Source organism: Glycomyces halotolerans (assembly GCF_054779575.1).
This window is the reverse complement of the sequence record NZ_BAAGXZ010000029.1, coordinates 1-25,540: the sequence shown is the minus strand read 5'-3', so window position 1 is coordinate 25,540 and position 25,540 is coordinate 1. Positions and strand designations below refer to the sequence as shown.

General features: G+C 64.4%; 26 protein-coding genes and 1 pseudogene. 16 read left to right on the top strand and 11 right to left on the bottom strand.

Annotation, left to right across the window (positions count from 1 at the left end; all coding sequences use genetic code 11):
* Nucleotides 1-51: 51 nt before the first annotated feature.
* The gene (gene aceE / locus ACYVL2_RS18390; protein WP_460546050.1) at nt 52-2,784 is read right to left on the bottom strand and encodes a pyruvate dehydrogenase (acetyl-transferring), homodimeric type; all 2,733 of its coding nucleotides are present in this window, start codon (nt 2,782-2,784) and stop codon (nt 52-54) included.
* Between the two features lie 405 nt (nt 2,785-3,189).
* Here aceE and ACYVL2_RS18385 point away from each other — a divergent pair, with 405 nt between their 5' ends.
* The 4 genes from ACYVL2_RS18385 to ACYVL2_RS18370 all read left to right on the top strand — a co-directional run bounded on the left by ACYVL2_RS18385 (nt 3,190) and on the right by ACYVL2_RS18370 (nt 6,117).
* Nucleotides 3,190-3,606, top strand: coding sequence for a DUF3052 family protein (locus ACYVL2_RS18385; RefSeq protein WP_460546048.1), 417 nt, complete (start codon nt 3,190-3,192; stop codon nt 3,604-3,606).
* Nucleotides 3,607-3,671: 65 nt separating this feature from the next.
* The gene (locus ACYVL2_RS18380) at nt 3,672-4,136 is read left to right on the top strand and encodes a peroxiredoxin (RefSeq protein ID WP_460546046.1); all 465 of its coding nucleotides are present in this window, start codon (nt 3,672-3,674) and stop codon (nt 4,134-4,136) included.
* A 152-nt stretch (nt 4,137-4,288) separates the two neighbouring features.
* Nucleotides 4,289-5,599 (top strand): pectate lyase family protein, encoded by a 1,311-nt coding sequence (locus ACYVL2_RS18375; protein WP_460546044.1) that lies wholly within the window; start codon nt 4,289-4,291, stop codon nt 5,597-5,599.
* Nucleotides 5,600-5,694: 95 nt separating this feature from the next.
* On the top strand, nt 5,695-6,117 hold the full coding sequence (locus ACYVL2_RS18370) for a VOC family protein (RefSeq protein ID WP_460546042.1): 423 nt from the start codon (nt 5,695-5,697) through the stop codon (nt 6,115-6,117).
* Nucleotides 6,118-6,121: 4 nt separating this feature from the next.
* On the opposite strand, the gene ACYVL2_RS18365 is transcribed toward ACYVL2_RS18370, so the two are convergent.
* The gene (locus ACYVL2_RS18365; RefSeq protein WP_460546040.1) at nt 6,122-6,478 is read right to left on the bottom strand and encodes an ArsR/SmtB family transcription factor; all 357 of its coding nucleotides are present in this window, start codon (nt 6,476-6,478) and stop codon (nt 6,122-6,124) included.
* 104 nt (nt 6,479-6,582) lie between these two features.
* Between ACYVL2_RS18365 and ACYVL2_RS18360 the strand changes: the two genes are divergently transcribed.
* Together ACYVL2_RS18360 and ACYVL2_RS18355 are read left to right on the top strand one after the other, a co-directional pair.
* The gene (locus ACYVL2_RS18360; RefSeq protein WP_460546037.1) at nt 6,583-7,953 is read left to right on the top strand and encodes an NAD(P)/FAD-dependent oxidoreductase; all 1,371 of its coding nucleotides are present in this window, start codon (nt 6,583-6,585) and stop codon (nt 7,951-7,953) included.
* A gap of 122 nt (nt 7,954-8,075) precedes the next feature.
* Nucleotides 8,076-8,603, top strand: a complete 528-nt coding sequence (locus ACYVL2_RS18355; RefSeq protein WP_460546035.1) for a GIY-YIG nuclease family protein — start codon at nt 8,076-8,078, stop codon at nt 8,601-8,603.
* Nucleotides 8,604-8,643: 40 nt separating this feature from the next.
* Here the strand turns inward: ACYVL2_RS18355 and ACYVL2_RS18350 are convergent, their stop codons facing one another.
* The 3 genes and pseudogenes from ACYVL2_RS18350 to ACYVL2_RS18340 form a co-directional block, all read right to left on the bottom strand.
* Nucleotides 8,644-9,960 (bottom strand): BNR-4 repeat-containing protein, encoded by a 1,317-nt coding sequence (locus ACYVL2_RS18350; RefSeq protein ID WP_460546033.1) that lies wholly within the window; start codon nt 9,958-9,960, stop codon nt 8,644-8,646.
* A 234-nt stretch (nt 9,961-10,194) separates the two neighbouring features.
* Complete coding sequence (locus ACYVL2_RS18345; protein WP_460546031.1) at nt 10,195-10,359, bottom strand: hypothetical protein; 165 nt, start codon at nt 10,357-10,359, stop codon at nt 10,195-10,197.
* A 187-nt stretch (nt 10,360-10,546) separates the two neighbouring features.
* A pseudogene (locus ACYVL2_RS18340) lies at nt 10,547-10,648 on the bottom strand (ABC transporter permease); the annotation flags it as partial.
* A gap of 163 nt (nt 10,649-10,811) precedes the next feature.
* Here ACYVL2_RS18340 and ACYVL2_RS18335 point away from each other — a divergent pair.
* From ACYVL2_RS18335 to ACYVL2_RS18315, 5 genes are all read left to right on the top strand, one after another.
* Nucleotides 10,812-11,114, top strand: coding sequence for a PadR family transcriptional regulator (locus tag ACYVL2_RS18335; protein ID WP_460546029.1), 303 nt, complete (start codon nt 10,812-10,814; stop codon nt 11,112-11,114).
* 2 nt (nt 11,115-11,116) lie between these two features.
* Nucleotides 11,117-11,473, top strand: coding sequence for a DUF1048 domain-containing protein (locus ACYVL2_RS18330; protein WP_460546082.1), 357 nt, complete (start codon nt 11,117-11,119; stop codon nt 11,471-11,473).
* Nucleotide 11,474: 1 nt separating this feature from the next.
* The gene (locus ACYVL2_RS18325) at nt 11,475-11,786 is read left to right on the top strand and encodes a DUF1048 domain-containing protein (RefSeq protein ID WP_460546027.1); all 312 of its coding nucleotides are present in this window, start codon (nt 11,475-11,477) and stop codon (nt 11,784-11,786) included.
* A gap of 136 nt (nt 11,787-11,922) precedes the next feature.
* A complete protein-coding gene (locus ACYVL2_RS18320; RefSeq protein ID WP_460546025.1) occupies nt 11,923-12,222 on the top strand; it encodes a helix-turn-helix domain-containing protein in 300 nt (99 codons plus the stop codon).
* Nucleotides 12,223-12,376: 154 nt separating this feature from the next.
* Nucleotides 12,377-14,050, top strand: coding sequence for a recombinase family protein (locus tag ACYVL2_RS18315; RefSeq protein ID WP_460546023.1), 1,674 nt, complete (start codon nt 12,377-12,379; stop codon nt 14,048-14,050).
* Nucleotides 14,051-14,152: 102 nt separating this feature from the next.
* On the opposite strand, the gene ACYVL2_RS18310 is transcribed toward ACYVL2_RS18315, so the two are convergent.
* On the bottom strand, nt 14,153-15,196 hold the full coding sequence (locus tag ACYVL2_RS18310; RefSeq protein ID WP_460546021.1) for a helix-turn-helix transcriptional regulator: 1,044 nt from the start codon (nt 15,194-15,196) through the stop codon (nt 14,153-14,155).
* A 44-nt stretch (nt 15,197-15,240) separates the two neighbouring features.
* Nucleotides 15,241-15,552, bottom strand: coding sequence for a hypothetical protein (locus ACYVL2_RS18305; protein ID WP_460546088.1), 312 nt, complete (start codon nt 15,550-15,552; stop codon nt 15,241-15,243).
* Between ACYVL2_RS18305 and ACYVL2_RS18300 the strand changes: the two genes are divergently transcribed.
* Complete coding sequence (locus ACYVL2_RS18300) at nt 15,463-16,500, top strand: IS1096 element passenger TnpR family protein (protein ID WP_460546019.1); 1,038 nt, start codon at nt 15,463-15,465, stop codon at nt 16,498-16,500. The genes ACYVL2_RS18305 and ACYVL2_RS18300 overlap by 90 nt on opposite strands.
* Nucleotides 16,501-16,523: 23 nt before the next feature.
* Here ACYVL2_RS18300 and ACYVL2_RS18295 read toward each other — a convergent pair whose 3' ends face one another.
* Nucleotides 16,524-16,832: a hypothetical protein gene (locus ACYVL2_RS18295; protein WP_460546017.1), complete on the bottom strand. Its 309-nt coding sequence runs from the start codon at nt 16,830-16,832 to the stop codon at nt 16,524-16,526.
* A gap of 141 nt (nt 16,833-16,973) precedes the next feature.
* On the opposite strand from ACYVL2_RS18295, the gene ACYVL2_RS18290 reads away from it, so the two are divergent.
* The 3 genes from ACYVL2_RS18290 to ACYVL2_RS18280 all read left to right on the top strand — a co-directional run bounded on the left by ACYVL2_RS18290 (nt 16,974) and on the right by ACYVL2_RS18280 (nt 18,861).
* A complete protein-coding gene (locus ACYVL2_RS18290) occupies nt 16,974-17,273 on the top strand; it encodes a hypothetical protein (protein WP_460546015.1) in 300 nt (99 codons plus the stop codon).
* 11 nt (nt 17,274-17,284) lie between these two features.
* The gene (locus tag ACYVL2_RS18285; protein WP_460546014.1) at nt 17,285-17,524 is read left to right on the top strand and encodes a hypothetical protein; all 240 of its coding nucleotides are present in this window, start codon (nt 17,285-17,287) and stop codon (nt 17,522-17,524) included.
* Nucleotides 17,525-17,592: 68 nt separating this feature from the next.
* On the top strand, nt 17,593-18,861 hold the full coding sequence (locus tag ACYVL2_RS18280; RefSeq protein WP_460546012.1) for a hypothetical protein: 1,269 nt from the start codon (nt 17,593-17,595) through the stop codon (nt 18,859-18,861).
* A 272-nt stretch (nt 18,862-19,133) separates the two neighbouring features.
* Here the strand turns inward: ACYVL2_RS18280 and ACYVL2_RS18275 are convergent, their stop codons facing one another.
* Together ACYVL2_RS18275 and ACYVL2_RS18270 are read right to left on the bottom strand one after the other, a co-directional pair.
* Entirely contained in the window at nt 19,134-20,228 is a 1,095-nt protein-coding gene (locus ACYVL2_RS18275) for an AlbA family DNA-binding domain-containing protein (RefSeq protein ID WP_460546010.1), read from the bottom strand.
* Between the two features lie 16 nt (nt 20,229-20,244).
* A complete protein-coding gene (locus ACYVL2_RS18270; RefSeq protein ID WP_460546007.1) occupies nt 20,245-20,652 on the bottom strand; it encodes a hypothetical protein in 408 nt (135 codons plus the stop codon).
* Between the two features lie 570 nt (nt 20,653-21,222).
* On the opposite strand from ACYVL2_RS18270, the gene ACYVL2_RS18265 reads away from it, so the two are divergent.
* A complete protein-coding gene (locus ACYVL2_RS18265; RefSeq protein WP_460546005.1) occupies nt 21,223-24,525 on the top strand; it encodes a tetratricopeptide repeat protein in 3,303 nt (1,100 codons plus the stop codon).
* Nucleotides 24,526-24,806: 281 nt separating this feature from the next.
* On the opposite strand, the gene ACYVL2_RS18260 is transcribed toward ACYVL2_RS18265, so the two are convergent.
* Nucleotides 24,807-25,540: transposase (locus ACYVL2_RS18260; RefSeq protein ID WP_460546003.1), on the bottom strand; the 734-nt coding region annotated here is incomplete at its 5' end.

Here is a 25,540-nt window from a genome sequence, read left to right as displayed (position 1 = left end):
TGTGACGTGAACGGGCCCCGCGGCGACGCTGCGGGGCCCGTTCACGTGTCGCTAGGAGTCGCCGCCCGCTTCTCCGGCTTCGGCGGCGGTGGGGTCGGTGATCTGGTACTTGGCCGCGGCCTGGGCGGCCAGTTCCGGCTTGACCTCGCCGCGGGCGGCGAGCTGCTGGAGGGCGGCGACCGCGACCGACTCGCCGTCCACGTTGAAGTGGCGGCGCAGGGCCCCGCGGGTGTCGGAGTGGCCGAAGCCGTCGGTGCCCAGCGAGGTGTAGTCGCCCGGCACCCAGCGGCTGATGAGGTCGGGCACCGACCGCATGTAGTCGCTGACGGCCACGAACGGGCCCTCGGATCCGGAGAGCTTCTCGGTCACGTACGGGACGCGCTTCTCGGCCTCGGGATGGCGCAGGTTGTGCTTCTCGGCCTCGACCGCGTCGCGGTTGAGCTCGGACCACGAGGTGACCGACCACAGGTCGGCGGCCACGCCCCAGTCGGAGGCGAGCAGCTCGGCGGCCTTCTGCGCCCACGGCATCCCCGAACCGGAGGCCAGCAGCTGGACGCGCGGGCCGCCGCCTTCCCCGGAGGCGACCTTGTGGAGGCCCTTGAGGATGCCTTCGACGTCGACGCCTTCGGGTTCGGCCGGCTGGATGATCGGCTCGTTGTAGACCGTCAGGTAGTAGAAGACGTGCTCGCCGTCGCCGTACATGCGGCGCAGGCCGTCCTTGACGATGTGGCCGATCTCGTAGCCGAACGCCGGGTCGTAGGACAGCACCGCGGGGTTGGTGTGGGCCATGAGGATCGAGTGGCCGTCCTCGTGCTGGAGCCCCTCGCCGTTGAGCGTGGTGCGTCCGGCGGTGGCGCCGATGAGGAAGCCGTTGCTGAGCTGGTCGGCGGCCGCCCAGATCGCGTCGGCGGTCCGCTGGAACCCGAACATCGAGTAGAAGATGTAGAACGGGATCATCGGCTCGCCGAGCGTGTCGTACGAGGTGCCGGCGGCGGTGAACGCGGCCATCGAACCGGCCTCGTTGATGCCCAGGTGCAGCAGCTGCCCCTGCTCGGACTCCTTGTACGACAGGAACAGGTCGCGGTCGACCGACAGGTACTGCTGCCCCTGCGGGGAGTAGATCTTGGCGGTCGGGAACATCGCGTCCATGCCGAAGGTGCGGGCCTCGTCGGGGATGATCGGCACCCAGCGCTTGCCGATCTCCTTGTCCTTCATGAGGTCCTTGAGCAGCCGCACCAGCGCCATGGTGGTGGCGACCTTCTGCTTGCCCGAGCCGCGCTTGACCGACTTGTAGGCGTCCTCGGCCGGCAGGTTCATCGGGACGACCTTGTTGTTGCGCGAGGGGATCGATCCGCCGAGCGCCGAGAGGCGCTCGCGGAGGTACTCGGCCTCGTCGCTGCCCTCCTCGGGCGTGAGGTACGGCGGCAGGTACGGGTCCTGTTCGAGCTGCGAGTCGGGGATGGGCAGTTCGAGGGAGTCGCGGAAGCCCTTGAGGTCGTCGAGCGTCAGCTTCTTCATCTGGTGGGTCGCATTGCGGCCCTCGAACGCCGAACCGAGCCGGTAGCCCTTGATGGTGTGCGCGAGGATGACCGTCGGCTGGCCCTCGTGCTCCATGGCGGCCTTATAGGCGGCGAAGATCTTGCGGTCGTCGTGGCCGCCGCGGCGCAGGTCCCAGATCTGGTCGTCCGAGAGGTTCTGGACCATCGCCTTGGTGCGCGTGTCGCGGCCGAAGAAGTGCTCGCGCACGAACGCGCCGTTCTCGGCCTTGAAGGTCTGGAAGTCGCCGTCGGGCGTGGTGTTCATGAGGTTCACCAGCGCGCCGTCGGAGTCGGCCGCCAGGAGCGGGTCCCATTCGCGACCCCAGATGACCTTGACGACGTTCCAGCCGGCGCCGCGGAAGTAGGCCTCCAGCTCCTGGACGATCTTGCCGTTGCCGCGGACCGGGCCGTCGAGGCGCTGCAGGTTGCAGTTGATGACGAAGGTCAGGTTGTCGAGCTCGGCGCCGGCGGCGAACTGGAGCGCGCCTCGCGATTCGACCTCGTCCATCTCGCCGTCGCCGAGGAACGCCCACACGTGCTGCTGCGAGGTGTCCTTGATGCCGCGGTCGAGCATGTAGCGGTTGAACATCGCCTGGTAGATCGCGTTGATCGGGCCCAGGCCCATCGACACGGTCGGGAACTGCCAGTAGTCCGGCATCAGCCGCGGGTGCGGGTAGGACGGCAGGCCGCCCTGCGGCCGCGAGACCTCCTGGCGGAAGCCGTCGAGCTGGTCGGCGGTGAGGCGTCCCTCGATGAAGGATCGCGCGTACATGCCGGGGGAGGCATGGCCCTGGAAGAACACCTGGTCGCCGCCGCCGGGGTGGTTCCGTCCCCGGAAGAAGTGGTTGTAGCCGACCTCGTAGAGGTTCGCCGCCGAGGCGTAGGTGGAGATGTGGCCGCCGACGCCGATCCCCGGACGCTGGGCCCGGTGCACCGTCATCGCCGCGTTCCAGCGCACGAACGCGCGGATGCGGTGCTCGATCTCCTCGTCGCCGGGATAGTGCGGCTCGTCCTCGACCGGAATGGTGTTGACGTAGTCGGTGCTCGTGGACGCCGGCACGGCGATCTGCCGTTTGCGCGCGTGCTCGAGCAGCCGCTGCACGACGAAACGGGCACGGGTCCGTCCGCCGCTGTCAAGGAGGCCGTCGAGAGACTCGAGCCATTCGCTGGTCTCATCGGGGTCAGTGTCCGGTACTTGGGTCGGCAATCCGTCACTGATGGGCGGCCGGTTCTGTTCCGTGGTCACGGGCGATCCCTCGTTCTTAGACTGCTCGTCGCCGGCGTCGCCAGGTCTGGCTGGCCGACTTCGCCATGTGGGCAGAGTGTTATCGATTTCTACCATCCTCCCCCGAATCTACCGCGCCCCTCAACCGGACACCCGCCCTGAAGCGACCGCGCACACACTCCGTGCCACCTCGCACGCCGTTCACCAGCGCCATCGCTCGGCGGGCCCGGGCAGTCCAGATCACAACCCTGTGAACGTATGCTCACCTCGCCGCAAGGCGGCGTTGCGCTCGGGGCCATCCGGGCCCGGCACTATTCCGAGCCGCCCTCATAGGCGCGCAAGCGACCCATATGCTGCACCTCATATGCTCTACTTCATATGCTGTGCACAAGCTCAGATAGGAGGCACACAGATGGAGGCGACGACGTGAACGCTCCGGGCAGCCCGGTGGACGCCGGCAGCGTGGCTCAACGACTCGGACTCGACGGTGTCGACGCCGTCATGGAGATCGGCTTCGACACCGATGTCGACGCGACCTTTCGCGCCGCGGTGGTGGAGGCGAAAGGCGAACTGCTCGGCGAGGACTCCGACGAGATCGTCGACGCCGTCCTGCTGTGGTGCCGCGAGGAGGACGGCGACCTGGTCGATCTTCTGCTGGACGCGCGCGACCCGCTCGCCGACGGCGGAACGGTGTGGCTGCTGACCCCCAAGGCGGGCCGTGACGGGCACATCGATCCGGTCACCATCCAGGAGTCGGCGGCGCTGGCGGGACTGCAGTCCACCAAGACGCTCAACATCTCCCCCGACTGGGTCGCCTCGCGGATGGTCGTCGCACGGCGCTAACGTCGTGCCGGCAGCGATCACCCAGGGCACCCGCCCCCCGGGGCCCGTGTCAGCAAGGAGCGCCGATGCCGATCCAGCCGGGAACCGCGGCTCCCGATTTCACGCTGAAGGACCAGAACATGCAGGAGGTCTCCCTGGCGGACTTCCGCGGCGAGAAGCACGTCCTGCTCGTGTTCTACCCGTTCGCGTTCTCCGGCGTGTGCGAGGGCGAGCTGTGCGGGATCCGCGACAACCTCGAGTCCTACCAGACCGAGGACGTCCAGGTCCTCGGCGTCTCGATCGACTCGCCCTTCGCCCAGAAGGTCTGGGCCCGGCGCGAGGGCTTCGAGTTCCCCCTGCTGAGCGACTTCTGGCCGCACGGCGCCGTGGCGCAGGCCTACGGCGTGTTCAACGATGAGAAGGGCATGGCCGACCGCGGCACCTTCGTCATCGACTCCGGCGGCGTGGTGCGCTTCAGCGAGATGAACCCGCCCGGCGAGGCCCGCGACCAGTCCGCCTGGCGGAAGGCGCTGGCCGATCTGACCGGATAAGCCGGACATACCACCTGTGAAAAGCCGCCGGGAGACTCCCGGCGGCTTTTTCATGCGCTGAGACATTGACATCTCCAGATGGATCGGCGAAGCTGATGCAATCGGTTGCACAACCGTTTGCCAAGTCAACCCCCGAAAGGACGCATTCGACGATGAACGCTCCTGCACGACGACTCCTCGCGGCCGGCGCGGCGGTCACCGCCGCGGCGGTGACCGCGACCGCCTTGGCGGTCACGGCCGAGGCCAAGACCCCGCATCACGACGACGGTGACGACCTCGGGCGGCAGACGCTTGCCGCGAACGACGGCTGGGCCGCCGCGGAGGGCGGCACCACCGGCGGCGCCGCGGCCACCGACGAGAACGTCTTCACGGTCGACACCTGGGCCGAGCTCCAGGAGGCCGTCAAGGGCGACCAGCCCAAGATCGTCCAGGTGGAAGGCCACCTCGACGCCCGCACCGACGCCGACGGCAACGAGCTCACCTGCGAGGACTTCAACGACCCCGAGTACAGCTGGGAGCTGTACCTCGAGACGTACGACCCGGCCGTCTGGGGCTGGAACGAGGCCTCCGGCCCGGTCGAGGACGCGCGCAAACGCTCCTACGACGCCTACAAGAACCACATCCGGATCGCGCCCGGCGACAACACCACGATCGTCGGCCTCGGCGACGCCTCGACCACCCACGGGTACTTCTACCTCAACGGTGTTGACAACGTCATCGTCCGCAACCTCGGAGTCCACGACGCCTACGACTGCTTCCCCAGCTGGGAAGGCGACTCCTGGGACGCCCAGTTCGACAACTTCGAGGTCACCGGCTCCACGCACGTGTGGCTCGACCACCTCACCATCACCGACGGCCGGACCCGGGACTACGAGCAGCCGGTGATCTGGGGCGCCCGAGTGGAGGTCCACGACGGCGCCCTCGACGTGGTGCGCGGCTCGGACCTGGTCACCCTGTCCTGGAACCACATCCAGAACCACGACAAGACGATGCTCATCGGCAACACCAACTCGGACCGCTACGACGAGTGGGACAAGCTGCGGGTCACCATCCACCACAACTGGTTCGAGAACGTCGGCCAGCGCGCCCCGCGGACCCGGTACGGGCAGAACCACGTCTACAACAACTACTACACCTACGACGAGGCCTCGTCGTACCCGTACTACTACTCGATCGGCTCGGGCGTCCACTCGGACGTCTACGCCGAGAACAACGCCTTCGACATGCCGTCGGTGGCCCCCGAGGACGCGCTGCGCAACTGGGGCGGCGACGCCGTCCACATCGAGGGCACCATGTTCAACGGCCAGTGGGTCGACCTGCTGGAGGCCTTCAACGAGGCCTACCCCGAGGACGCCATGACCGACGAGCTCGACGAGTTCCCCGAGCTGCACGGCAAGATCCACCCGACCCAGGCGGTGCCCGGCCTGGTGAAGGCCAGGGCCGGGGCCGGCAACCTCGACTAGATTCCACTCCCTGCGTGGCCGGGCGAGGCACTCGCCCGGCCACGTCTCCGCCGCAAGCGGCCCGCCGACGCCGCACCGGCGATATCCTCATGAGAATGAACGGGCCGCGCCTGCGAACGACCTCGGTGACCCTCACCGCGCCCGACCCGCGCGGTCTGGCCGCGTTCTATTCGCATCTTTTGGACCGGCCGGTGACGGTCGAGGAGAAGGCCGGCCCGGGCGAGCCGGGCAACGCCGGCTGGGCTCAGATCCGCGCCCCCGAAGGCAGCGGCGAGCCGACCCTCAACTTCGAGTACGAGCGGGAATGGCGCCCGCCGGTCTGGCCGGCCGAGGCCGGTTCGCAGAACGCCACGCAGCACCTCGACATCGAGGTCGAGGACATGGAGACCGCGCTCGAGCACGCCATCAAAGGCGGGGCGGCCCTGGCGTGCGTGCAGCCTCAGGAGTCGGTGCGGGTCCTGTTCGACCCGGCCGGGCACCCCTTCTGCCTGTTCACCGCGGCTCCGGCCGATCAGTGAGCGTTCAGCACTCGCAGCCGTCGTCGACGGGGTTGGAGAGCCCGGCGAGGGTGCGCATCGGTTCGGAGAAGGCCTCGCAGCACAGCGAATAGACGTTGCTGCGGCCTTTGGGCGTGACGGTGACCAGACCGAGCTCGCGCAGCGGCGCCAAGTGGTGGCTCACCAGCGTCTGGGCCAGGCCGGTGGCGTCGGTCAGCTCCCGGACGGTGCGCGGGCGCTCGGAGAGCAGCAGCACGATCGCGAGGCGGTTCTCGTCGGCGAGGGCTTTGAACTGGGGCGCGAGGCCGCGGGCACGGGTGACGACCGACGCGTCGGATTCGTCGGCGACATCGGAGGGCGCGGCCTCGATCAAGCGGTTCATGCATCAAGTAAACCACGGCACTTGCTATCAACAGCATTCGCTGGTAATAATTGGCTCCGTTGATGCGATCGCGTTCGCAGCGATCCCGAGACCAGGAGCAGACCATGACCGAATCCGCACAGCGCAACGCCGAGACCGTCGCCGTCATCGGAGCCGGACCGGTAGGCCTCGCCGCCGCCGCCCACCTCCTCGAACGCGGCCTCACCCCGATCGTCCTCGAAGCCGGACCCGCGCCCGGCGCCGCGATCGCCGAATGGGGCCACGTCCAGCTGTTCTCCCCATGGCGATACGACATCGACCCCGCCGCGAGGCGCCTGCTCGAGACGACCGAGTGGACCGAACCCGACCCCGACTCGCTGCCGACCGGCCGCGAACTGGTGGACGACTACCTCGCGCCGCTCGCCGACGCCCCGCCGCTGAAACCGCACCTGCGCTTCGACACCCGCGTGGTCGCCGTGACCCGCGCCGGAGCCGACAAGACCCGCACCATCGACCGCGACGACCGGCCCTACCTGCTGCGGACCCGCACCGCCGGCGGCGAATACGCCGACGTGACCGCCGACGCGGTCATCGACGCCTCGGGCACCTGGGGCCACCCGAACCCCCTGGGAGCCCACGGCCTCGCCGCCCCCGGCGAAGCACCAGCCGCCGACTGGGCCGCCGGGCCGCTGCCGGACGTGCTCGGCGCCGACCGCGACCGCTTCGCCGGCCGCCGCGCACTCGTCGTCGGCATGGGCCACTCCGCGGCGAACACCCTGCTCGCCCTCGCCGAACTGGCCGAGACCGAACCCCGAACACGCATCACCTGGGCCGTCCGCGGCGCCTCGCCCGCACGCCTCTACGGCGGCGGCGAATCCGACGCCCTGCCCGCCCGCGGCGCGCTGGGCGTCCGCCTGAAAGCACTGGTCGAGTCCGAATCGATCGAACTGATCACCGAATTCGCCATCGACCAGTTCGTCCCAGCCGAGGACGGCTCGGTCACCGTAGTGGGACGCGCGGGAGACGAGTCGATCAAGCTCGACGTCGACCAGATCGCCGGCGCCACCGGATTCCGCCCCGACCTGTCCATGCTCCGCGAAGTCCGACTGGCCCTGGACCCGGTCGTCGAGGCCCCCTCCAACCTGGCGCCGCTGATCGACCCGAACTTCCACTCCTGCGGCACCGTCCCGCCGCACGGCGAGAAGGACCTGGCGCACCCGGACGACGGCTTCTACATCGCCGGCGGCAAGAGCTACGGCCGAGCGCCGACGTTCCTGCTGGCCACCGGATACGAGCAGGTCCGCTCGATCGCCGCCGCGCTGGCCGGCGACCGCGAGGCCGCCGACAGCGTCGAGCTCGAGCTGCCGGAGACCGGGGTGTGCTCGACCGACGCCGCGGTCGCGAGCACCGCCACGCGCGGCCTCGCCACCGGAGTCCTGCACGGGCGCGCCGGCGAACGCGTCGAGCCGCCGCAGTCCGGCGGCTGCTGCGGCTAGACCGCCGGCACCGCGACGACGACCGCGGGCCCCGGTGCCGTCCGCGCCGGGGCCCGCGGACGTTCTCGCCGCACGGCGGAGCGACCGATGCCGGAGACCGAGAGCGTTGGTATGGTTCCGAGATGGACAGTGACGGCCCTCTCGCGGCGAGGCCCGTGCCGGTCGACGCGGCCGCCGCCTCGCTGCCCGCGGCCTCCGGCCTCTACGCCTGGTGGGCCCCCATGGAGGTCTTCGACGACCTGCCCGGACCGTCCCACCCGGCCGACCCGTCGGTGCGGCTGCTCTACATCGGCATCGCCGGGAATCTGCGCGGGAGGATCACCGGCGACCACCTCCGACGCTCGGGGAGCTCCACGTTCCGCCGGACGCTCGCGGGACTGCTGCTGGAATCCGAGCGCTTCACGACGAAGTGGACCGACCGGGTCGTGCTGGAGTCGGCCGACGAGATCCGCCTGACCGCGTGGATCCGCCGGAACCTGCTGCTGAACTGGATCGAGCACGCTGAGCCAGGGAGGCTGGAGACGCGACTGATCACCCGGTTGCATCCGCCGCTCAATCTCGCCGAGGCCGAACCCGGGCCCGCCTATGACCGCGTCGCGCGGGCCCGCGCCGCCTATCGCGCAAGCGCGGGTCCGCGCCCCACCGCTTAGGAGCCGACGTCGGCCGCGGCGCCTCGAGGACCGGGGCCGGTCACGAACGCGGCATGTCCTTGAGGACGACTTCGCAGTCGTAGTGCTGGGAGGCGGTCATCGAGCCGCGGAACCACAGCAGCGGAACGCGCCCGGGGTCGCCGGGGGCGACGATGGGCCGCAGGTTGTCGACTTCGGAGTCTTCGGTGACCGGGTCCCACCGCCAGGTCGATCCGCCGTCGCCGGTGCGGGCGTGGAAGATCTCCCAGCGCTCCAGCCAGGTCCCGTCGCGAGGGTCGATGGGCGTGGAGGCGTAGACCGAGTCCAGGTCGTAGGGGTCGATCGCGACCAGTCCCGTGTAGTCCTGCTCGTGGGGGAGCAGTCCGGGACCGGCCTCGGCGAGCTGGTGCACGCTCCACCGGCCGCCGGGGGCCAGACGGGCGTAGAAGAACCGGAGGTCCGGCACCGGCCGCTCGCCGTCGACCGGCTCCTCTGCCGCGGCCGGGGCGTCGACGGCGCGAGCGGTGAGGACCGCGGCGACGGTGCCGTCGGCGGCGCGGCGGATGTCGGTGGTCCAGCAGTGCGTCATCCACGCGCCGCCCCACTCGGAGCTGCCGGCCAGGACGGTGGTGAGGTCGGCCTGCGACGGCGCCTCGCCGTCCAGGGCGGCGGGATCGAGGACGGTGCCATCGCTGCGGTGAAGCGTGCCGGCCTCCAGGTAGCCGTGGTAGATCGAGTTGTCGAAGTCGCGGGGGTGGTGGTCGGTGGTGACCAGGTCGATCCGGCCGCCGCCGGAGACGTAGCGGGTGTAGCCGTTGACGTAGCCGACCTTGGGGCGGGTGAACAGCTTGCCGGCGTAGGCCCAGGTGTCGCCGTCGTCGTCCGAGACCAGCGCGCACTGGTCGTCGTTGACGGCCCGGGCGAAGCAGTACAGCCGGCCGTCCATGGCGTGGAGGTTGGAGTAGGTGACCCCGCGGCCGCCGGTCAGATCGCTCCAGTCGAAGGTGCGCTCGGGGCCCCACCGGGTGGGGTCGCCGGGCTCGCTGATCCGCCACCGTGTGAGGTTGTCGGTCTTGTGCTTGGTGTAGACGGCCAGCCACCGGCCGTCGGAGCGGCGCCACAGCGCCGGAGCGTCGTGGTCGTCGGCCTCGAGGCGCTCGTGCAGGACCACGACCTCGCTCGTGCCCGAGCGCAGGTCGACGACCGTCAGCTCGACGTTGCCCGAGCGCGAGGCCCCGCCGGGGCCTTCGGGGGCCGCGATCGAACCGACCACCAGCGTCTGCGAGTCGGGGTCGACCAGCGCGCGCTCGTCCTGAAACCAGCACCACGCGCCGTTGTCGTTGACCACGCGCGGCATTCCGGCGGTGTTCCCGTACATGGGGCAGATCCCTTCGTCATCGGCGCGTTCTCGCGGCGCCGGTCGTCAGGCGTGAGGTATGCGCTTGCAGAGGCGCGCCTGAGGGTCGACGGTACCGGAACGCCGCCGAGAGTTCCGACGGGCCACCGCGTCGGAGCGCCGCCGCGAACCCGGCGTTCTCGGCCGGGGCCTGGGGGCGCGGCCGGCCGCGTGCGAGGCGTCCGAGCCATCGCACGAACGCTCGCGGTCGGAAGGTCAAGCCGAGTTGCGGCCCGCCCGGCGCCTGATGAATCCGAAGACGATGGTGCCGATGAAAAGCACGATGCCGATGACGGCCAACCAGAGGAGCCCCTCAATGGCGAAGCCGATGACCGCAAGCACCACCCAGGCGATGATCAGAATCCAGAGAACTGTCCACATACCGCGATTGTAGGCAGCCGTTCGAGCAAAAGGTCGAAATCAGACCGATTTTCCCGTGGTGGCCTTTCGGTCGCTTATTCCAATACTGGTGCGCGTACAGGCATCAGTCTCCGCAGTCGGCCCCGCCGGTGTCGCGCACCCGCATGAGGCGCGCGCCGGCAGATCGTGAGCTCGGTCCCGTATCGCTTCAGGCGATCTTTCGGCGGTAGAGGACTATCGCGAACGTGTACGCCACGACGAGGATGCCGACGCACCAGGCGAGGGCGAAACAGATATCGCCGAGCGGCTGAGGGCCTTGGCTTGTCGTCGAGGTCGCTGGTCGCCGTCTTGATCAACGTCGTCATCGTTCGTCTCCTTCGTTCAGTACTCTGTGATACGATCTAGTAGTACCTCGTGAGAGGAGGTAGCGCAACCATGAAGCGGGAGGCAAGATCACGGACGGACTGACCGAGATGCTGAAGGGCACACTGGAGGGCTGTGTCCTCAGGCTCATCGACGCCGAAGAGACCTACGGCTACGCCATCACCCGTCGGCTGAACGAACTCGGCTTCGCCGACGTCACCGAGGGGACGGTCTACACCATCCTGCTGCGGCTGGAGAAGCGCGGGCTCGTGGACGTCTCGAAACGACCCTCCGAGCAGGGCCCGCCGCGCAAGTTCTACGCGCTCAACGACGCAGGGCTTCGCGAGCTCGCGGCGTTCTGGGCCAGATGGGACTACCTGTCGTCACGCATCAACGAACTCAAGGAGGGATGAGCATGAACTTCTGGGAGCGGATCACCGGGAGCGACCTGACCAGAGACTGGCAGGCGTTCGAGGCCCGCGCCGCGGCCTTGCCCGACGACTACCGTCCGGCATGGGAGCAGATCAAGATCCACCTGATGCCGCGCAGTGACTTCACCGGGCGCAACCTGACCCCGATCGTCGATGGAGTCCTCGGACTGCTGGAGACGACGGCAGCCGACGGCCAGAGCGCAGAGGAGGCACTGGGGGAGGACATCCCCGCCTTCTGCGCGGCGCTGGCCGGCGACCACGGTGCCAGGGACTACCGCGACCGGTGGCGCGAGCAGCTGAACAGGAACGTCGCACGCAAGCTGAACCGGCTGGGAGGCTGACATGAGCATCCGGGACATCATCGAAGGCAAGCGGCAGTGGCGGGCGCACATGGCCCGAGTCAAGGCGCTGCCGCCCGACTACCGAATCGTCTACGAGGAGATGCAGAAGTATCTGTTCAAGGTCGGACCGGTGTCGTTGATCGACGGCGACCTGCTGTCCGAGATCGTCGACTTTTTCGAGAGCGGAGCCGCCTCGGGCAAGGGCGTCACGGAATTGATCGGCCCCGATGTCGCCGCCTTCTGCGACGGCCTGATCGGCGACTCGCCGACGTATGCCGACCTCTACCAGGAATCGATCCGCAAGAAGGCCTGACGATACGGGCGAGATCCCGACCAGCCCCACGTTCCAGCTGGCTCCGGCGACGTTACGTCCTGGTCATAACCAGTCATGACCAAGACTGGACCGGACATGGACTACAACTGCCTGACTGCCCCAGGCTTATTCGGTAGTGGACCTTTCGGTCGCTTACTACAACTCAAAACCCCAGGTAAAAGGGCGATTGGCACGCCTGCGGTGGCTTGTGACGGCGATCGACGCCCGAGACTGGCACGAACCAGTACCTCAATTGTCCCAACTCGCGCAGGGGTGCCGCAACGGCAGGCCCCGAGCAATCCGCGACCGCCTCGCTCCCGACGAGTACGAGCGCCTCCTCGAAGCGGTCCGCGCCGGCGTCTCGAAGCGGCAGCTTGCGGAGCAACACGGGATCAGTCTCCGGAGCGTATACCGGCTCCTGACTGATCAGCAGTAGGACACGCTTTCGGGGGGTTGTGCTTCGGAGGTCGGTCCTCCGGATGCGGCTGGGTCGTTACTGAGGTGTATGCACGTCCGGCGGCGTGGACTCGAGGCGCCGGGGCTCGGCCGCATGCGGTCGTCGTCAGATCAGACTTGGAGGGATGCTCGCTATGTCTGAGCGCGGTCGGCGTCGCGCGGTCGCCTACTACCGTGTCTCCACTACGCGGCAGGCCCAGACCGGGACCAGTGCAGAGGAGCACGGTGACTCGATCGCGGCTCAGCAGGCGGCCTGCCACCGCTACGCGGCCGAGCATGGCCTCGAAATCGTCGCCGAGTATCCCGAGCCCGGCGGCTCGGGGACCGCCATTGATCGCCGCCCGATGTTCCGGGAGCTATTGGAGCGGGTCTTGCACCGCCAGGACGTCGAGGCGGTGTTGGTGTACGCACGCTCGCGGGCCTTCCGCAACGCCTTCGAGGCCATGGTCACCCGGGAGGAGTTCCGCAAGCTCGGCGTGGAGCTGCTCTCAACCCAGGAGCCGTCCGAGGTCGGTCCGGAGGGCGACCTGGTCACGCTCATTCTCGACGGGGTCAATGAGTACCAGTCTCGCAAGCTCGGCGCGGACGTGTCGTTCAAGATGGGCGCCAAGGCGGCCCGCGGCGGCACGCCGGGCCGGGCGAAGCTCGGCTATCGCAATGTCCGCGAGCGCATTGACGGCCGTGTCACGGCCACGATCGAGGTCGACCCGGATCGGGCGCCGTTCATTGAGACCGCGTTCCGGCTGTTCGCGGCCGGACAGTACTCCCTGAACCGGCTGCGGGACGCGCTCACCGAGGCTGGGTTGCGGACCCGCCCGACCCAGGCCCGCCCAGCCGGAACCGCGGTCTCGCTATCGCAATTGTCCAGTCTGCTACGGGACCGCACCTATCTGGGTTATGTCCTGTGGTGTGGCCAGGAGCATCCGGGCAGGCACCCGGCGCTGGTCGAGGTCGACTTGTTCGACCGGGTCCAGCGTGTGCTCGCCGAACGACGTCGCGGTACTCGGGACCGCAAATGGGATCACTTCCTCAAAGGGCTGCTGTGGTGTGGTCGCTGTCGGAGACGGATGATCTTCGAGTGCTCCCGCAGCCACAGCGGTCGCCTCTACTTCTACTACCGTTGCGCCGGCCTGCAGCATCGCTCCTGCGACCTGCCTCGAATCCCGATCGCCGCGGTCGAGGACGCCGCCGAGGCTTACTTCGCGGCCCTCAACATCGATCCGACCGAACGGGCCGCGATCTCGCAGCTCGTAGCCGGAGCTTTGGCCGACCATCGAACCGCCGGTGCGACGCTTCGCAAGCGACTGGAGTCCGAGTTGACCCGCCTCGACCGGCTCGAAGATCAGTGCCTCGAACTGCTCGGCAGCCCCGGGTGGCCCACCGAGAAACTCACCGAACGCCTCCAACATCTCAACGTCGAACGTGACAAGGTCAAACAGCGGCTCGCTGCCGCGCAGGACCGCACATCCGATGACCAGCTCTTTCGCAAACGTATCGATAAGCTCCTCGGCCTGTTCGCTGAGCCGCGCGAGCTGTGCAAACAGCTTTCTGAGGATCTGCGCAAGACGTTCGCGACCGTGTGTTTCGACAAGCTCGCCATCGACGCCGCCGACCGCGCACCGTACCAGCCAGTCGAGACCTGGCAGGTCCGCGCACGCGGCTCACGCCGTGAACAACTCGATCTGCACGCGCTCGCCGATCTCCTCGTAGTCGCAGCGGAAGCGTCGCCGTGGGAACCGAGTGATAATCGCGGTCGGTGCCGGTCAGGACGCGACCTGACCGGAACAGTGTGCAAGCTGAAGTGCTGACCGTTCCTGTTGATGTTGTCACCTCCTCGATCGGGAGTCCTCCACCAAGAAGGGAGACCTGAACATGCCCGAGGCTATGGACCTGCTGGATCCCATTGGGTGTCATTGGTCGCCTTCGTCTGAGGGCCCGGGAGCGATGAGTTTGGACATTCGTTCCAGTGCCTTGCGGGTTCGGGCGTCTTGTTCCTCCTCCGAGAGCCTGACGAACTCCAGCTCCGACTGGCATCGGTCCCGAAGGTCGTCGCGGTCGAACCAGCGGAGCGGATGGCGCGGGTCGGAGGGGTCGTAGACGCCCTGCCCGAAGGTTTCCAAGATCATGAGGTCGTAGCGGCGGAAGTCGTGGCTTGAATCGGGCGGCAGCAGGCCGCCGATCATTCGGTCCATCCACTCGATTCGGCCCTCACCCTCATCCTCCTCAAGATCGTCGAAGTCAGGGTCGTAGCCGAACACCGCCTCGGCATCGAGCAGCCCCGGATACATGTCGTGGACGTCGCCGATCTGCGGTGGCTCGGTATTGCGGATGACGAGCAGCAACGCATACTCGTCGGCGAGGCAGACCGGCTGTGGTGTCCGTCCTTGGTGCAGCTCGCTGCCCACACGCATGATGCGCTCACCCATGCGTACCAGCCAGTGGTCGCTGACCTGCGTCAAGGCAAGTTCAGGCAGGTCGCAGAGCAATTCGACGTCGCGGATGGTCGCCTCACCCTTCAGGTACGAAGCGAGACCGTAGGGGATGCCGCTTTCGAGGTGGATCCGGCCGTCGACGGTCGGGGCGAAGTCCGAGAAGACGACGGTGTCGGACAGCGCCATCGCATCTGCAGGGGTGAGCGGGTCGCCGGTGAACGACTTGTTGAACAGCCGCACGGTGTCGCTCAGGCCGAACGGGTCGCTGCCGCCGGTTGCAGCACCGTCGTCGCCTGCCACCAGTCGGCGCAGTTCTTCGACGGTGAGCTTCAACGCTCGTGCGAAGCCCTTGATGTTCTCGGGACGGAAGCCTTCGAGCCCGGTGGCATCGGTGACGGTGTTCTCGAGTCGCCGCCAGGTAGCCAGCGAGACGTCCGCCCGCCGGGCGGCTTCTTGCTGCGTGAGCCGCAGCTCGGCGCGGCGTGACTTGACCGAGACGGCTGAAACCATGAGCACCTCCATTTGAATGCTTATTGAGTGCTCGCAAGCATAGCATTCAATAAGCGCTAGATCTGGCTGGTGCGGGTGGTTGTTCGCGGCAGCGGACAGGAGTCGATGGCGGCGATGGCGGCCCTCCAGCTGCGCCAGGGGATGCCGACGGTGCATGCGGGTTTGAGACGATTCCGTCTATGCCTGCGAATGCCGAAGCCGTCAGCCAGACTCAAGTTCGAACGGAACCGAGGCAAATTGTCCGGTTGGCCATCGAGCTGCACCGTGTCCGCCCCGCCGTGAAACGGATTGTCGAGGTCCCCGCCGACGCCTCGCTTCACTTGCTGCACCGGGTTGTCCAGATCGTATTCGACTGGGATGGCGACCATCTGTACTTCTTCGAGAACCGCAGAGGCCGATGGGGTGACCCGATGCTCGACGACGTCGCCAACGACGAGACCGCGCCGATCACGGCGCTCGCTTCGCGTCCGGGCGCGAGATTCGCCTACGTCTACGACATGGGCACCTGGTGGGACCACCGCATCAGTGTCGACGGGATCGGTAAGGGGACCGGACCGGTGTGCCTGTCCGCGACCGGCCCCAACCTCCCCGAATACGACGGCTCCGAAGCGAGACCGTTCGACCTCGACGAAGTCAACAAGCACCTGGCCGGACTGGACCTGGCCGAGTTCGTCCCGACCGCCCAACCCGAGCTCGAGGGCGAATGGCCGCTCACGCAGGACGAGACCGCCCGCTTGGCTGCCGCCGTCCGGTTGACTCCCGTGATCAAGGCGTTCGCGGCGCTGGCGCAGTGGGCCGCCCCGGGTCGGGCCGCGACACCCGCCGGTTACCTCAAACGGTACGAGGTGCCCGGAGCCCATGAGGCGCTCGGTCTGCCCGCGCCCCGGCCGGACTTCCACTCGGCCCGCAACCTCGCCCGCTTCGACGGCTGGTGGCAGATCGCGCTCAAGACCGGCTTCATCGATGTCGGCACCACCGCCGCCACCGGACCCGCGATCGAGGCGCTCGACGACGACCGGGAGACGGTCGAACTGTGGTGGGACGTAGCCGAGCACTCGATCTTCGGCTGGAGGATCGAACGCAGCCTGTTCCACCACGACGAGCTCGACAACCACGGATCGAAACTGCTCGCGAGGACCTTGATCGACAAACTTCGCACCAGCCACAGCCCGCTGCGACCCGAAGACCTCGGCGACCGGCACGACATCTCGCGAGCACTGCTCGACCAGATCTGCGACCTCGGCATCGCCGAACACGTTGGCCAGGGCCGCTACCAAGTCTCCGAACTCGGAGCGTCCGCTCTCGCGCAACTGTGAGACCGCGACCCTCCACTTGGCGCCTACACACGGCTGCTCCACAGACGGTAGGCGGCGATCCAGTTGTCCCCGGTCGGAGGCGGATCAGGTAGCGGCAGATCGGTCAACGGCACCCGCTGGCGGTACCGTCCCCGCTTGCACACGGCCACGATGCAGCCGGGCCCGCCCAGGCCGAGACCGGTCACCGCTATCTCGACGCCCAGAATGCTCGTGGAGAAGGGGAGGCCGACCTCGTCCTCCAGCACGGCAAGCCATGCGCTCAACTCTTCGTCCTGGTTCCAGGTGTCGACAAGCGCGGACTCGATCATTGACTCCAGGTCGGCTTCGGCCACCCTGGGATTGTAGAGAGCCGCGCCGCAGGCACCGCAAGCTCACCTGGAACGGTCGCCTCCGAGCCCGGAACTTTGGCCATAACCAGTGATTATCAAGCTCGGACCATCTGTGATGAGATGTTACTGCCTGAATGTCCGGTTGTGGACCTTTCAGTCGCTTACTACAACTCAAAACCCCAGGTCAAAGGCCTATTGGCACGCCTGCGGCGGCTTGTTGCGGCGATCGACGCTCGAGACTGGCACGAACCAGTACCTCAATTGTCCCAACTCGCACGCGACTGCCGCAACGGCAAGCCCCGAGCAATCCGCGACCGCCTCGGCCCGGAAGAGTACGAGCGTCTGCTCGATGCGGTTCGCGCCGGTGTCTCGAAGCGGCAGCTCGCGAAGCAGTACGGCATGAGCCTGCGGACCGTTTATCGGCTGGCCGGCGCATCGAGATGAGGGAATTTCCCGTGGCAGGCGTGTCGGCCGAGCCTGACTTTGATGCGCGTCTACGTTCGGGGATGGTGCAGAAGGACCGGAACATTAAGGTCACCGGTGAGCGGCGCGAGCAGATCCACATCCACCGGATCGCCGATCTGCTCGTCCGCTTGGCACGCAAACGAGCACTCGAACGCGGTTTGGACACCTCCGACTTGGAAACCGCAGAGGAATTACCTGGGGAGGATCACCGGGCGAGTAACCCTGAGTAATCCGCCAGATGGCAAACATGGTTCACGTTGTCTACCGAGAGGTGCGGGGTCGGCGTTTACCATGGGGCATGACTGACGACGCATCAGGCACGGATCCTGCTCCTTCCGGATACGGGTCGGTGAAGGATCTGCCTTCCATCCAGGAACTGGAGCGGGGACTGGCGGCGGCAGTGACGCTGGGCATGCCCCTCGATCCCGCCGTCGCGGCAGAAGCCCGCGAGGCCCGGCGCGAGATGGAGGAGTTGACGGCCACGGTCGATGCGTTCTACGCACGCCTCGGTCCGAGGAACTGGGTATTTCACGACCTTTTCAACCCCGCCATGATCCGCACCTTGCTGGACGAGACCGTCGATGATGAGGCTGCCGAAGCGCGATTGATCGAACTCTACTGCGACCGGGAGACGCTGAACTGGTGGACCAACACGCTGCGGCGACACGAGGCACTTAAAGCCCGGTTCGGGCAGATCGAGCGGGCCCGGAAGCATTACGCCGATGGGGTCTTCGACAGCTGCACCCTGCATCTGATCGCGGTCATGGACGGGTTCGTCAACGACTTCCAACCGGCCGAGCGCAAGGGCCTGCACGCCCGCGAGCCTGATGAGATGGCGGCATGGGACAGCGTGGTCTGCCACCACCAAGGGCTCACGCACGTCATGGCGACCTTCAAAGCCTCCAAGAAGAAACGCGTCGACACGGAAGTCCGTGAGGTCTTCCGCCATGGAATCGTCCACGGCATGGTAGTCAATTTCAACAATGTCGTCGTCGCCACCAAAGCCTGGAATCTGCTGTTCGCCGTCGCGGACCGGGCCACCGCCACCCAAAACGCCGCACAACCACCGGACCCGGAACCGACCTGGGACCAGATCCAGTCACAACTGCGCAACCTCGCGCATCAGCGGCAGTACGAGGCCCAATTCGAGCCCTCTCATCTCGCGGCCGGCGACCCCGACATCGAAACCGACGCCGCCGCCCAGCGCGCGAGCGCGTTCCTGGATGCCTGGCAACGTCAACGCTGGGGACTGATCCCCCACTTCATGCCCCCAGCCACTGTTGGGACCGGCACCAGGACGGCGGACATCCAGCACGTCAAGGACTGCCTCGAACCGCTCGAACTGACTGCATGGCACCTGGAGAGCGTCGCCTTCGAGCAGGCCCACGCCTGCCGGGTCACCGCAACTGCGACGATCAACGGCAGCGAGCAACGCCTCCAGTTCCGCCTCGGCAGTTTTGACGCCGACAGTGGGGATTTTGCCGTCCCCGGCGAGCCCGGCAGCGTGTGGCGCTTGCTCATCTGGGCACCACGGACTTATCTCCTCCCCAAAGAAGCAGGTGTGTGAACGCCGCCTGAGCCGCTTGCTGCACAGCGCAATTAGTCCGCGACAACTTCGACATTGATGACCTTGAGCGGAGGATGGTTACGGCACGGGCCGAGATCGAGCGTGCGGCTCATGGCCGAGTTCAGTGTCCTGGCGCCTGACCTGGCACCGACACCTCCACTTCCGGCGACGAGCCTTGAGGCGTTCTCGATCTGGTAAACAGTAATAACCAACCTGAATCATCTGTCATGAGACGTTAACGCCTGTATGTCCGGCTGTGTTCACGTGTCGGTTCAAACTGCTCTCTTCAGCGCCACAAGATGTTCCACTCCACCCTGGTTGAAGCAGTCGGTAGCGAGGTCACGAACCTGCTGCAGCACGTCGTCAGGTCCTGTATCCAAGGCGATCAGGGCTTCAACCGGCTCGAAACGCTCGATCCTGGGGACGTTCGTGAGGTCTAGGAGATCAGAGTCTTCTCCGAGCGGAATGAACGTCAATGGATAGTTCTGAGGCCAGGCAAGACCGATCCGAACCTCGTACTCCATCGCGCCAACCCGCGGTCCAACCTGCCCAATCAACGAGACAAGATTCGCCACGAGCGTTTCCATCTGGCCCGTTGGCACCTGGGATCGTTCCAGTTGGTACACGTTACTCGCGGCAGGGCTGGGATTCCCGTGAAGCGCGGCAGATAACGTGACCGACCCGTCCTGGTGCACACTCGTCCAAGTGTAGCGGGAAGGATCCCGCGCCAACCGCGCCCTTGCCGTCCAACGCCGAAAGCCAGGCCGGAGATTGAGATGGTCCACCCCATGGAGAGGTTGTGCTCCAGGACGCCACAGCATCGACTCGGTCGACGCCTTGGCGTTGTTGATCATCGCCTGGACCTCGTCCTTGCTCAGCTCGGCCGGCGCCGCGATCGGCAGCCTGGGTCTGGCAGCGGCGAACGCCCAAGCACGCTGATTCGACGCAATGTCGACCTGTGCGCCCTCGAAGAGCCAGTCAAGCGCGGCAGCGGCGTCACGCTGTTCAGAGAATCGCCTGCGATACGCCTCGGCGATTTCCCGTTCGGTCATCCATCGGCTTCCAGCGCCAACCCGGAGCCGGGCCGCGTAGCGCTCATCCTTATGGATGAAGTGCGGACGGCCCAGGCTCGGCGGGACCACGATGATGACGGCACGCTTAGCAGTGTCCAGAAGCCTATGGATGCGCAAGTTGAGGACAGAGGGTTGGAGTCGGTTGGCGGCGATGGTCCGCAACGTGCGCAGGTCGCCATCAGTCAAGGTGCAAGCATCGCTGCGATCCTGGGCAGCACTGTCCTTTTCATTGACGCCCCAGACGAGGGTGCCCCGCCGGCGTTCGCGAACGCTGACACGTCCTCCGGGAAGCATTCGTACTTGAACTTCTTCAGCTTTTCGTGATCAGTCGGGACGACTTTCCAGTCGAGGTCATCGGTCTCCTCGATGTGAGCGTCAACTGCGGCGTCCAGGAGGTCGTCGTTGACAGGGCCTCGCGGCAGGCCGAGGTGGCGATGCAGAGCTGTGTAGTCGTCCATGCGCGACAGTCTTTCAGGCTGGCGAACAGGATCTCGCAGGCGAGCTGGCTCCGCTTGAGATCGCCGATATCGATGCGTCCGTCGCAACGAACCTGGTCTGCTATGTCGTTGCAGCGTTTGACCATATGGGCGGCCTCCGTGAACCCCACAAACACGGCCAACGCATCGGTGACGTGGGCGGGTCCGCCGCTCTCCTCGAGCGCTCGAGCGAAGAACTCGCGCTCGCCCGCATCGAACCCGAGCGAGAGCAGTTGCCCCATGTCACTTCACCGACTCCAATCGGCATCGAGTATCGCAGAGGCTCGAACGCACCGTCACTATGCCGGGGAAGCACTCAGCGGTTAAGGCAAACGGGCTGGCCCTCGCCGTGAGTCGGCAGTACCTGTTCGGCGCTCCGTTGTCGGTGGGGTCGAGTACGGTTTCAGCGTTCTGCGCCGGTCGGAGATCGCAGGGACTCGTGGCAATGGAGGGCGGGTAAAGAAGGCTCCCTGAACGACGGGTGACCGCATAGTTCCGAGGAAGAGCACTTTCAAGTATTGTTAGATTCTCACGAATCAACTATTTCAATTCCGACAATTATGACATCCTGGGCATATCTGCAGTAATTCGTCAATTTGTTAATTAAGCCCAAATATCGAGCGATGTCAAGTGGTGAGGAGGAACTCGCGATGGCGCGACAGGCAATACGAAGAGTGGCTCTTCTCGTTGGTGCTGGATCTGCCTTCCTTGCGACGATCGGAATCGGACTTGCAATAAATTCGATCAGCTCGATGTCTAGGTGGCCTGGGTATCTGGACTGGTTTCGAGTCAACATAATCTGGTTGATTTGCGTGTCAGTAGCTCTCTCCATCGTCGCGTGGATCATCCGAAAAAAGATTCAAGAGGAAGACCGAACATCCGATACAGAAACTCTTACGCACGAAATCGTGCAGGAATCTTTTCGTCTGTCGAGTCGTACGTCGGCATATGAGGATGCGCTAGTCCGTCTTCCGGTATATGTGCAAAAGATCTCGGCTCATTATGACTCTGAGATCATGGAATATGGGTGGGTACTCACCTCTTTTGGCGACGCGACTGTTAGCCCTCAGAACCTGGCATCTGAATGGGCAATTGCAATGCCGGCGAGGAAATCTGAGTTGACTCCAGCTGGGAAGCTGATCCTAGCCGAGCTTCTTGTAGTGTACGGTCAGGTACAAAAGGGGATAGAGATTCTTATTGAATCGATAGCAGATGGACTTCCAGGCCAGACCTATTGGATGACTCGCGTTGCCATGCTGGCGGGTGAAGAATTTGGTGTAGAAGATGAAACGTCCAAAACGGCACGCGATGAAGTACGAAAACTGAATCCTTCCTACCCTCTTCTAATCGCATATGAAAATTTGATCGGAGAGCGGTGGCAAGATGCTATCAATGCCGTTATCGACTGGCATAATCCATCCGTATGGGAATCTGACGCCATCGCAAACATTCACCATAATGCTTTGGCTGGGATGGAAAAGTATGATGAGGCAATAGATGTGCTTGAATCGAGAGGTTCCGCGGAGGAAAGCTCTGGAATTCTGATACTAAGTGCCGAATTGAGGCTTTTCAGAGCTGCAATTGGTCAGAGCGATAGCCATTGGCAGGATGTGTTTACTGCCAGTCGTCATGCATTGAGGGCACGTAATATCCGAAGGAGTTGGAGAGGAGATAGTGTAGAGGCGGTTGTCGTGGCAATGGAAGCGTCTATTGCAGCAAAAGACCCTGACACCGCATGGAGATTGTCCCAACCTGCTCCTGAAGGTGAGGCGACTATTGTTGAGGCCGTAGATGATCGGGTGATTGCCCTAGCTGGCACGGCTGCAGCAATGACAGGTCGACTTCAGGAGGCTGCACGAATCAAAGATCAGGCTTCGAGCGAAATCACGCGAAAGCGGCTAGATGCTGAAATCATACGTGCATCGCAGGGTGCCAACTATGAAGAGCGTGCGCTACAGGCATGGCGTGACTACTTCGATTGCGCCACGTCTGTTGCAGACCGAATCTACGCGATGCGTGCAATGGCGTTCCTAGGAGTGACCATTCCTAGTGTGCTAGATGAGCTGCGATCAAAGTATCCTTATGCAATTAAAGATGTTGAAGACGTGCACCGTATCATGTCTCTAACGGAACCGAACCTCGATCGAAAGCTCCGCAAGTATCAGAACGTCCATATTATCGCTGCGGTCCGGCGAGCCGAGGTAGCTGCCGAGAGCGACCGGTCTAGAGGCGTGGAGATATATAAGGAGGCGTACGGTTTCTGGAAAGATCCGCAGCTCCTACTTGAAGCGGTCGACCTACTCGTAAAGGAAGAACAGTGGGTGGAAGCTTGCAAGCTGATCGACACCGCTCTTGCAGAGAATGGCACCTTGTGGCCTGGGCGTCAGACGTTTCATCAGCGAAGTGTGGTAGTGGGATTTCTGGCAGAGGACTGGGCTCGAGTTGAAAAGTCATGCAAGGTATTGCTCGAAGATGATCCGAAGGACTCAGAGTCGCGTTGGACGATCGCTAGGGTCCAGCTTTATAGGGGGCAACCCGAACTAGCGTGGGGCACTTTGTCCCGAGGCGATTCGATGGATCCGAAAGATGTCTCGGAACGTGCTCATCTGGTGTTGGAACTAGGAAGAAGGTACGCCAGCAGTCTTGAAATTGCGCAAATCGCTTTGGGCATAATTGACTCATTTGTGAACGACGAGGCTGTATTCGCACATGCGCTCTTGGCTGTAACTATGAAGCAAGACGAGACGGCCCTTCCCGAGGAAATCGGAATGAAACTAACCAGGGCCTGGTCTGATTTCTTTGTAAGATACCCAAATAGTGATATTGTTTCCCGGGTTTCGATCGTCGAAGAAGAAGGACTTCCTGAGCAGCTTACGGATTCTCTGAGGGCTCGATATGAGATCTTGCAGAAGGTAGTGCAGGAGATTACTGAAAAAGAGTTTCCTTGGGGACTACTTCAGAAATTCACTGGAGATCCTTACTCTACGCTGCTCTTGAACAACGATCAGCGGTATTTCTTGCTGGGCTCGTATGAGATGCCGGATGTGGAATCTGATCGTTCTGCAGTAGATCAGCTTGCCCAGAAGAGTTGCCTTATTGATATTAGTGCTATTCATACTCTTGCGGTTATTCACGAAATTTCAAATGATCTCATCGCCGAAGTCGAGAGCGTTTCTATAATTGAGTCCGCTCTCCGGGACCTTCAAGCTGGTCGAGATCTGCTGCAGGCTCCCTCCGACGGTTATCTTGTGCATGAGCCTGTTTCTGGCGAACCGATGTATGTCGAGACTGACCCAGATTCGAAGGTTCAGAAATTGCAGCGATGCTCGACGATGATCGAGATAGCAAACCAGTTGAGTAGGCTTCCGTACGAGCAAATCAGACATTTTCAGGGTGAAATCTACGACGCTAGGCATCCTTGGTTTATTACGATGGATGCAGCTATTGATCAGGACTGCATAGTCTGGTGCGATGATCTTGGACTGCGTCGTGAGCTGCGCAGGCGGGGGGTCGCGAGCTTTAGTAGTGTCACACTCATGGACTTTGCCAGAGATGCCAACCGGATTGATGCGGAACGAGTATTTTCTGCGAAAGAGTCACTAATCAAACAAAGGTTCGTTGACGTGCTAGTCGAGCATGATCGATTGATCAAGATCGCCCAGGAGGCAATTTGGCGGCCCGGCGTGATTGCGCTGATGCTGAGTAGGTCTGCAATATGGAAGAGTTCTGAGAATGCCGTTGAAATTTTCCGCACAGCATTCTTTCGTTCCACAGTCCAAGATCTTTCCATATGGGCTGCAGCCGCGGTAGAGGGCATTAAGACCACGTTTGTTGTTCCCGGCCAAGTTAAATGGCTCGCAGGTATCGCGGAGATGGTCTTCGTAGAACAAGAAGCCAAGCCCTATCACTGCAAAGCCGTTATCGAAGAAATCGTGACCGCAGTCCCAGATCTCGCTGATTCTGTGGTCGAAGCAACATTCAAATTTGTCTGGTCGAAATTGACTGAGAATTATGCATTGCCTGATGCTGCCATGATATTCAGATACCTGGTTTCTGATCTCGATCAGTTGTACAGGCAATTGGCCTTTGAGATTGTTGCTAGGCATCAAAACTAACTCTGAGTATCTTCTGGAGATTTCAGTCAGCGGCACCATCAGTTACCGCTATTCCATTGGCTGTGCTGCGCGATGATGGGCGCGAGGCCATTCCTTTAGCCTCGATTCGTCTGTGTCCTGTGTGGTTTGAGTGCTGGTCTGGGTTCTCCCGGTTTGTCCTCGACCGTTTGAGGCGGTGTCGGGCCGGGATGTCGTGCCGGCGGCGCCAGGCGGTCTCGTTCGCCTGGTAGCGGCCGCTGGTGCTCCTCTCGTGCGGCGGGTTGGCGGTATAGAGGCTTTGGTCAGGTCGGTATGGGTGCGATAGCGCCGATACGCCTCCAGCACAAGGCGAAGGCTGCTGCCCAGGGCCAGTGGGCAGCGAGGCGGAGGGTGCGTTTTCGCGCGTGGTGGGCGAGCCTGGCGGGGAGGGCGTAGAGGCGGTGGCGCATGGTGGTGATCTCGGCGTCGGCGAGGCCGGCTTGGTCGCGCAGGCCCAGGAGCTTCAGCCAGGTGTCGAGGTCGGCGGCCATGTTCGCGGCCAGCAGCCAGGACTCGTTCACCTCCCAGGACTGGGAGGGCAGCAGCCGCAGGCCGCAGGCTTTGTCGGTGCGCACTCGGTCTTCGACGACCGCGTGGTGGCGGTGGAGGACGTCGAGGAACTGGATAGTGCCGGTTCCGGCCAGGCGGCCGATGCCGGTGTGGCCGATGTTGGTGGCCTGAACCGAGTAGACCCAGCCGGTGGCCCGCTCGAAGTCGGTCATGTTCTTGATCTGGCGTCGCGAAGGGCGGACTCGGCGGGCGATCAGCCGCATACCTGCGGGCCAGCCGGTTCTGGTGGCCAGGGCGGTGAGTTCGGCGACGGCGTAGCCGTGCTGAAGGTCGCCATCGGTGTGGACCGCTTCGGTCCAGGCGGTCTCGGGCAGCGAAGCGATTGCGGCTTCCTCAGTGGCCCGCATCGCCCAGCCGACCGTGTAATACACCCGTCGCCATCTGGTGTTCAGTGAGCTGAAGTGCTCCAGCAGTGCATGGCTGGCTC

Coding starts and splice junctions, on each gene's coding strand:
- ACYVL2_RS18315 (WP_460546023.1), top strand. CDS start 12,377: ATGTCTGAGCGCGGTCGGCGTCGCGCGGTCGCCTACTACCGTGTCTCC.
- ACYVL2_RS18275 (WP_460546010.1), bottom strand. CDS start 20,228: ATGCTTCCCGGAGGACGTGTCAGCGTTCGCGAACGCCGGCGGGGCACC.
- ACYVL2_RS18365 (WP_460546040.1), bottom strand. CDS start 6,478: ATGAACCGCTTGATCGAGGCCGCGCCCTCCGATGTCGCCGACGAATCC.
- ACYVL2_RS18375 (WP_460546044.1), top strand. CDS start 4,289: ATGAACGCTCCTGCACGACGACTCCTCGCGGCCGGCGCGGCGGTCACC.
- ACYVL2_RS18380 (WP_460546046.1), top strand. CDS start 3,672: ATGCCGATCCAGCCGGGAACCGCGGCTCCCGATTTCACGCTGAAGGAC.
- ACYVL2_RS18305 (WP_460546088.1), bottom strand. CDS start 15,552: ATGGTCGCCATCCCAGTCGAATACGATCTGGACAACCCGGTGCAGCAA.
- ACYVL2_RS18370 (WP_460546042.1), top strand. CDS start 5,695: ATGAACGGGCCGCGCCTGCGAACGACCTCGGTGACCCTCACCGCGCCC.
- ACYVL2_RS18345 (WP_460546031.1), bottom strand. CDS start 10,359: ATGTGGACAGTTCTCTGGATTCTGATCATCGCCTGGGTGGTGCTTGCG.
- ACYVL2_RS18330 (WP_460546082.1), top strand. CDS start 11,117: ATGAACTTCTGGGAGCGGATCACCGGGAGCGACCTGACCAGAGACTGG.
- ACYVL2_RS18270 (WP_460546007.1), bottom strand. CDS start 20,652: ATGGGGCAACTGCTCTCGCTCGGGTTCGATGCGGGCGAGCGCGAGTTC.
- ACYVL2_RS18280 (WP_460546012.1), top strand. CDS start 17,593: ATGACTGACGACGCATCAGGCACGGATCCTGCTCCTTCCGGATACGGG.
- ACYVL2_RS18310 (WP_460546021.1), bottom strand. CDS start 15,196: ATGGAGGTGCTCATGGTTTCAGCCGTCTCGGTCAAGTCACGCCGCGCC.
- ACYVL2_RS18350 (WP_460546033.1), bottom strand. CDS start 9,960: ATGTACGGGAACACCGCCGGAATGCCGCGCGTGGTCAACGACAACGGC.
- ACYVL2_RS18335 (WP_460546029.1), top strand. CDS start 10,812: ATGCTGAAGGGCACACTGGAGGGCTGTGTCCTCAGGCTCATCGACGCC.
- ACYVL2_RS18360 (WP_460546037.1), top strand. CDS start 6,583: ATGACCGAATCCGCACAGCGCAACGCCGAGACCGTCGCCGTCATCGGA.
- ACYVL2_RS18355 (WP_460546035.1), top strand. CDS start 8,076: ATGGACAGTGACGGCCCTCTCGCGGCGAGGCCCGTGCCGGTCGACGCG.
- ACYVL2_RS18325 (WP_460546027.1), top strand. CDS start 11,475: ATGAGCATCCGGGACATCATCGAAGGCAAGCGGCAGTGGCGGGCGCAC.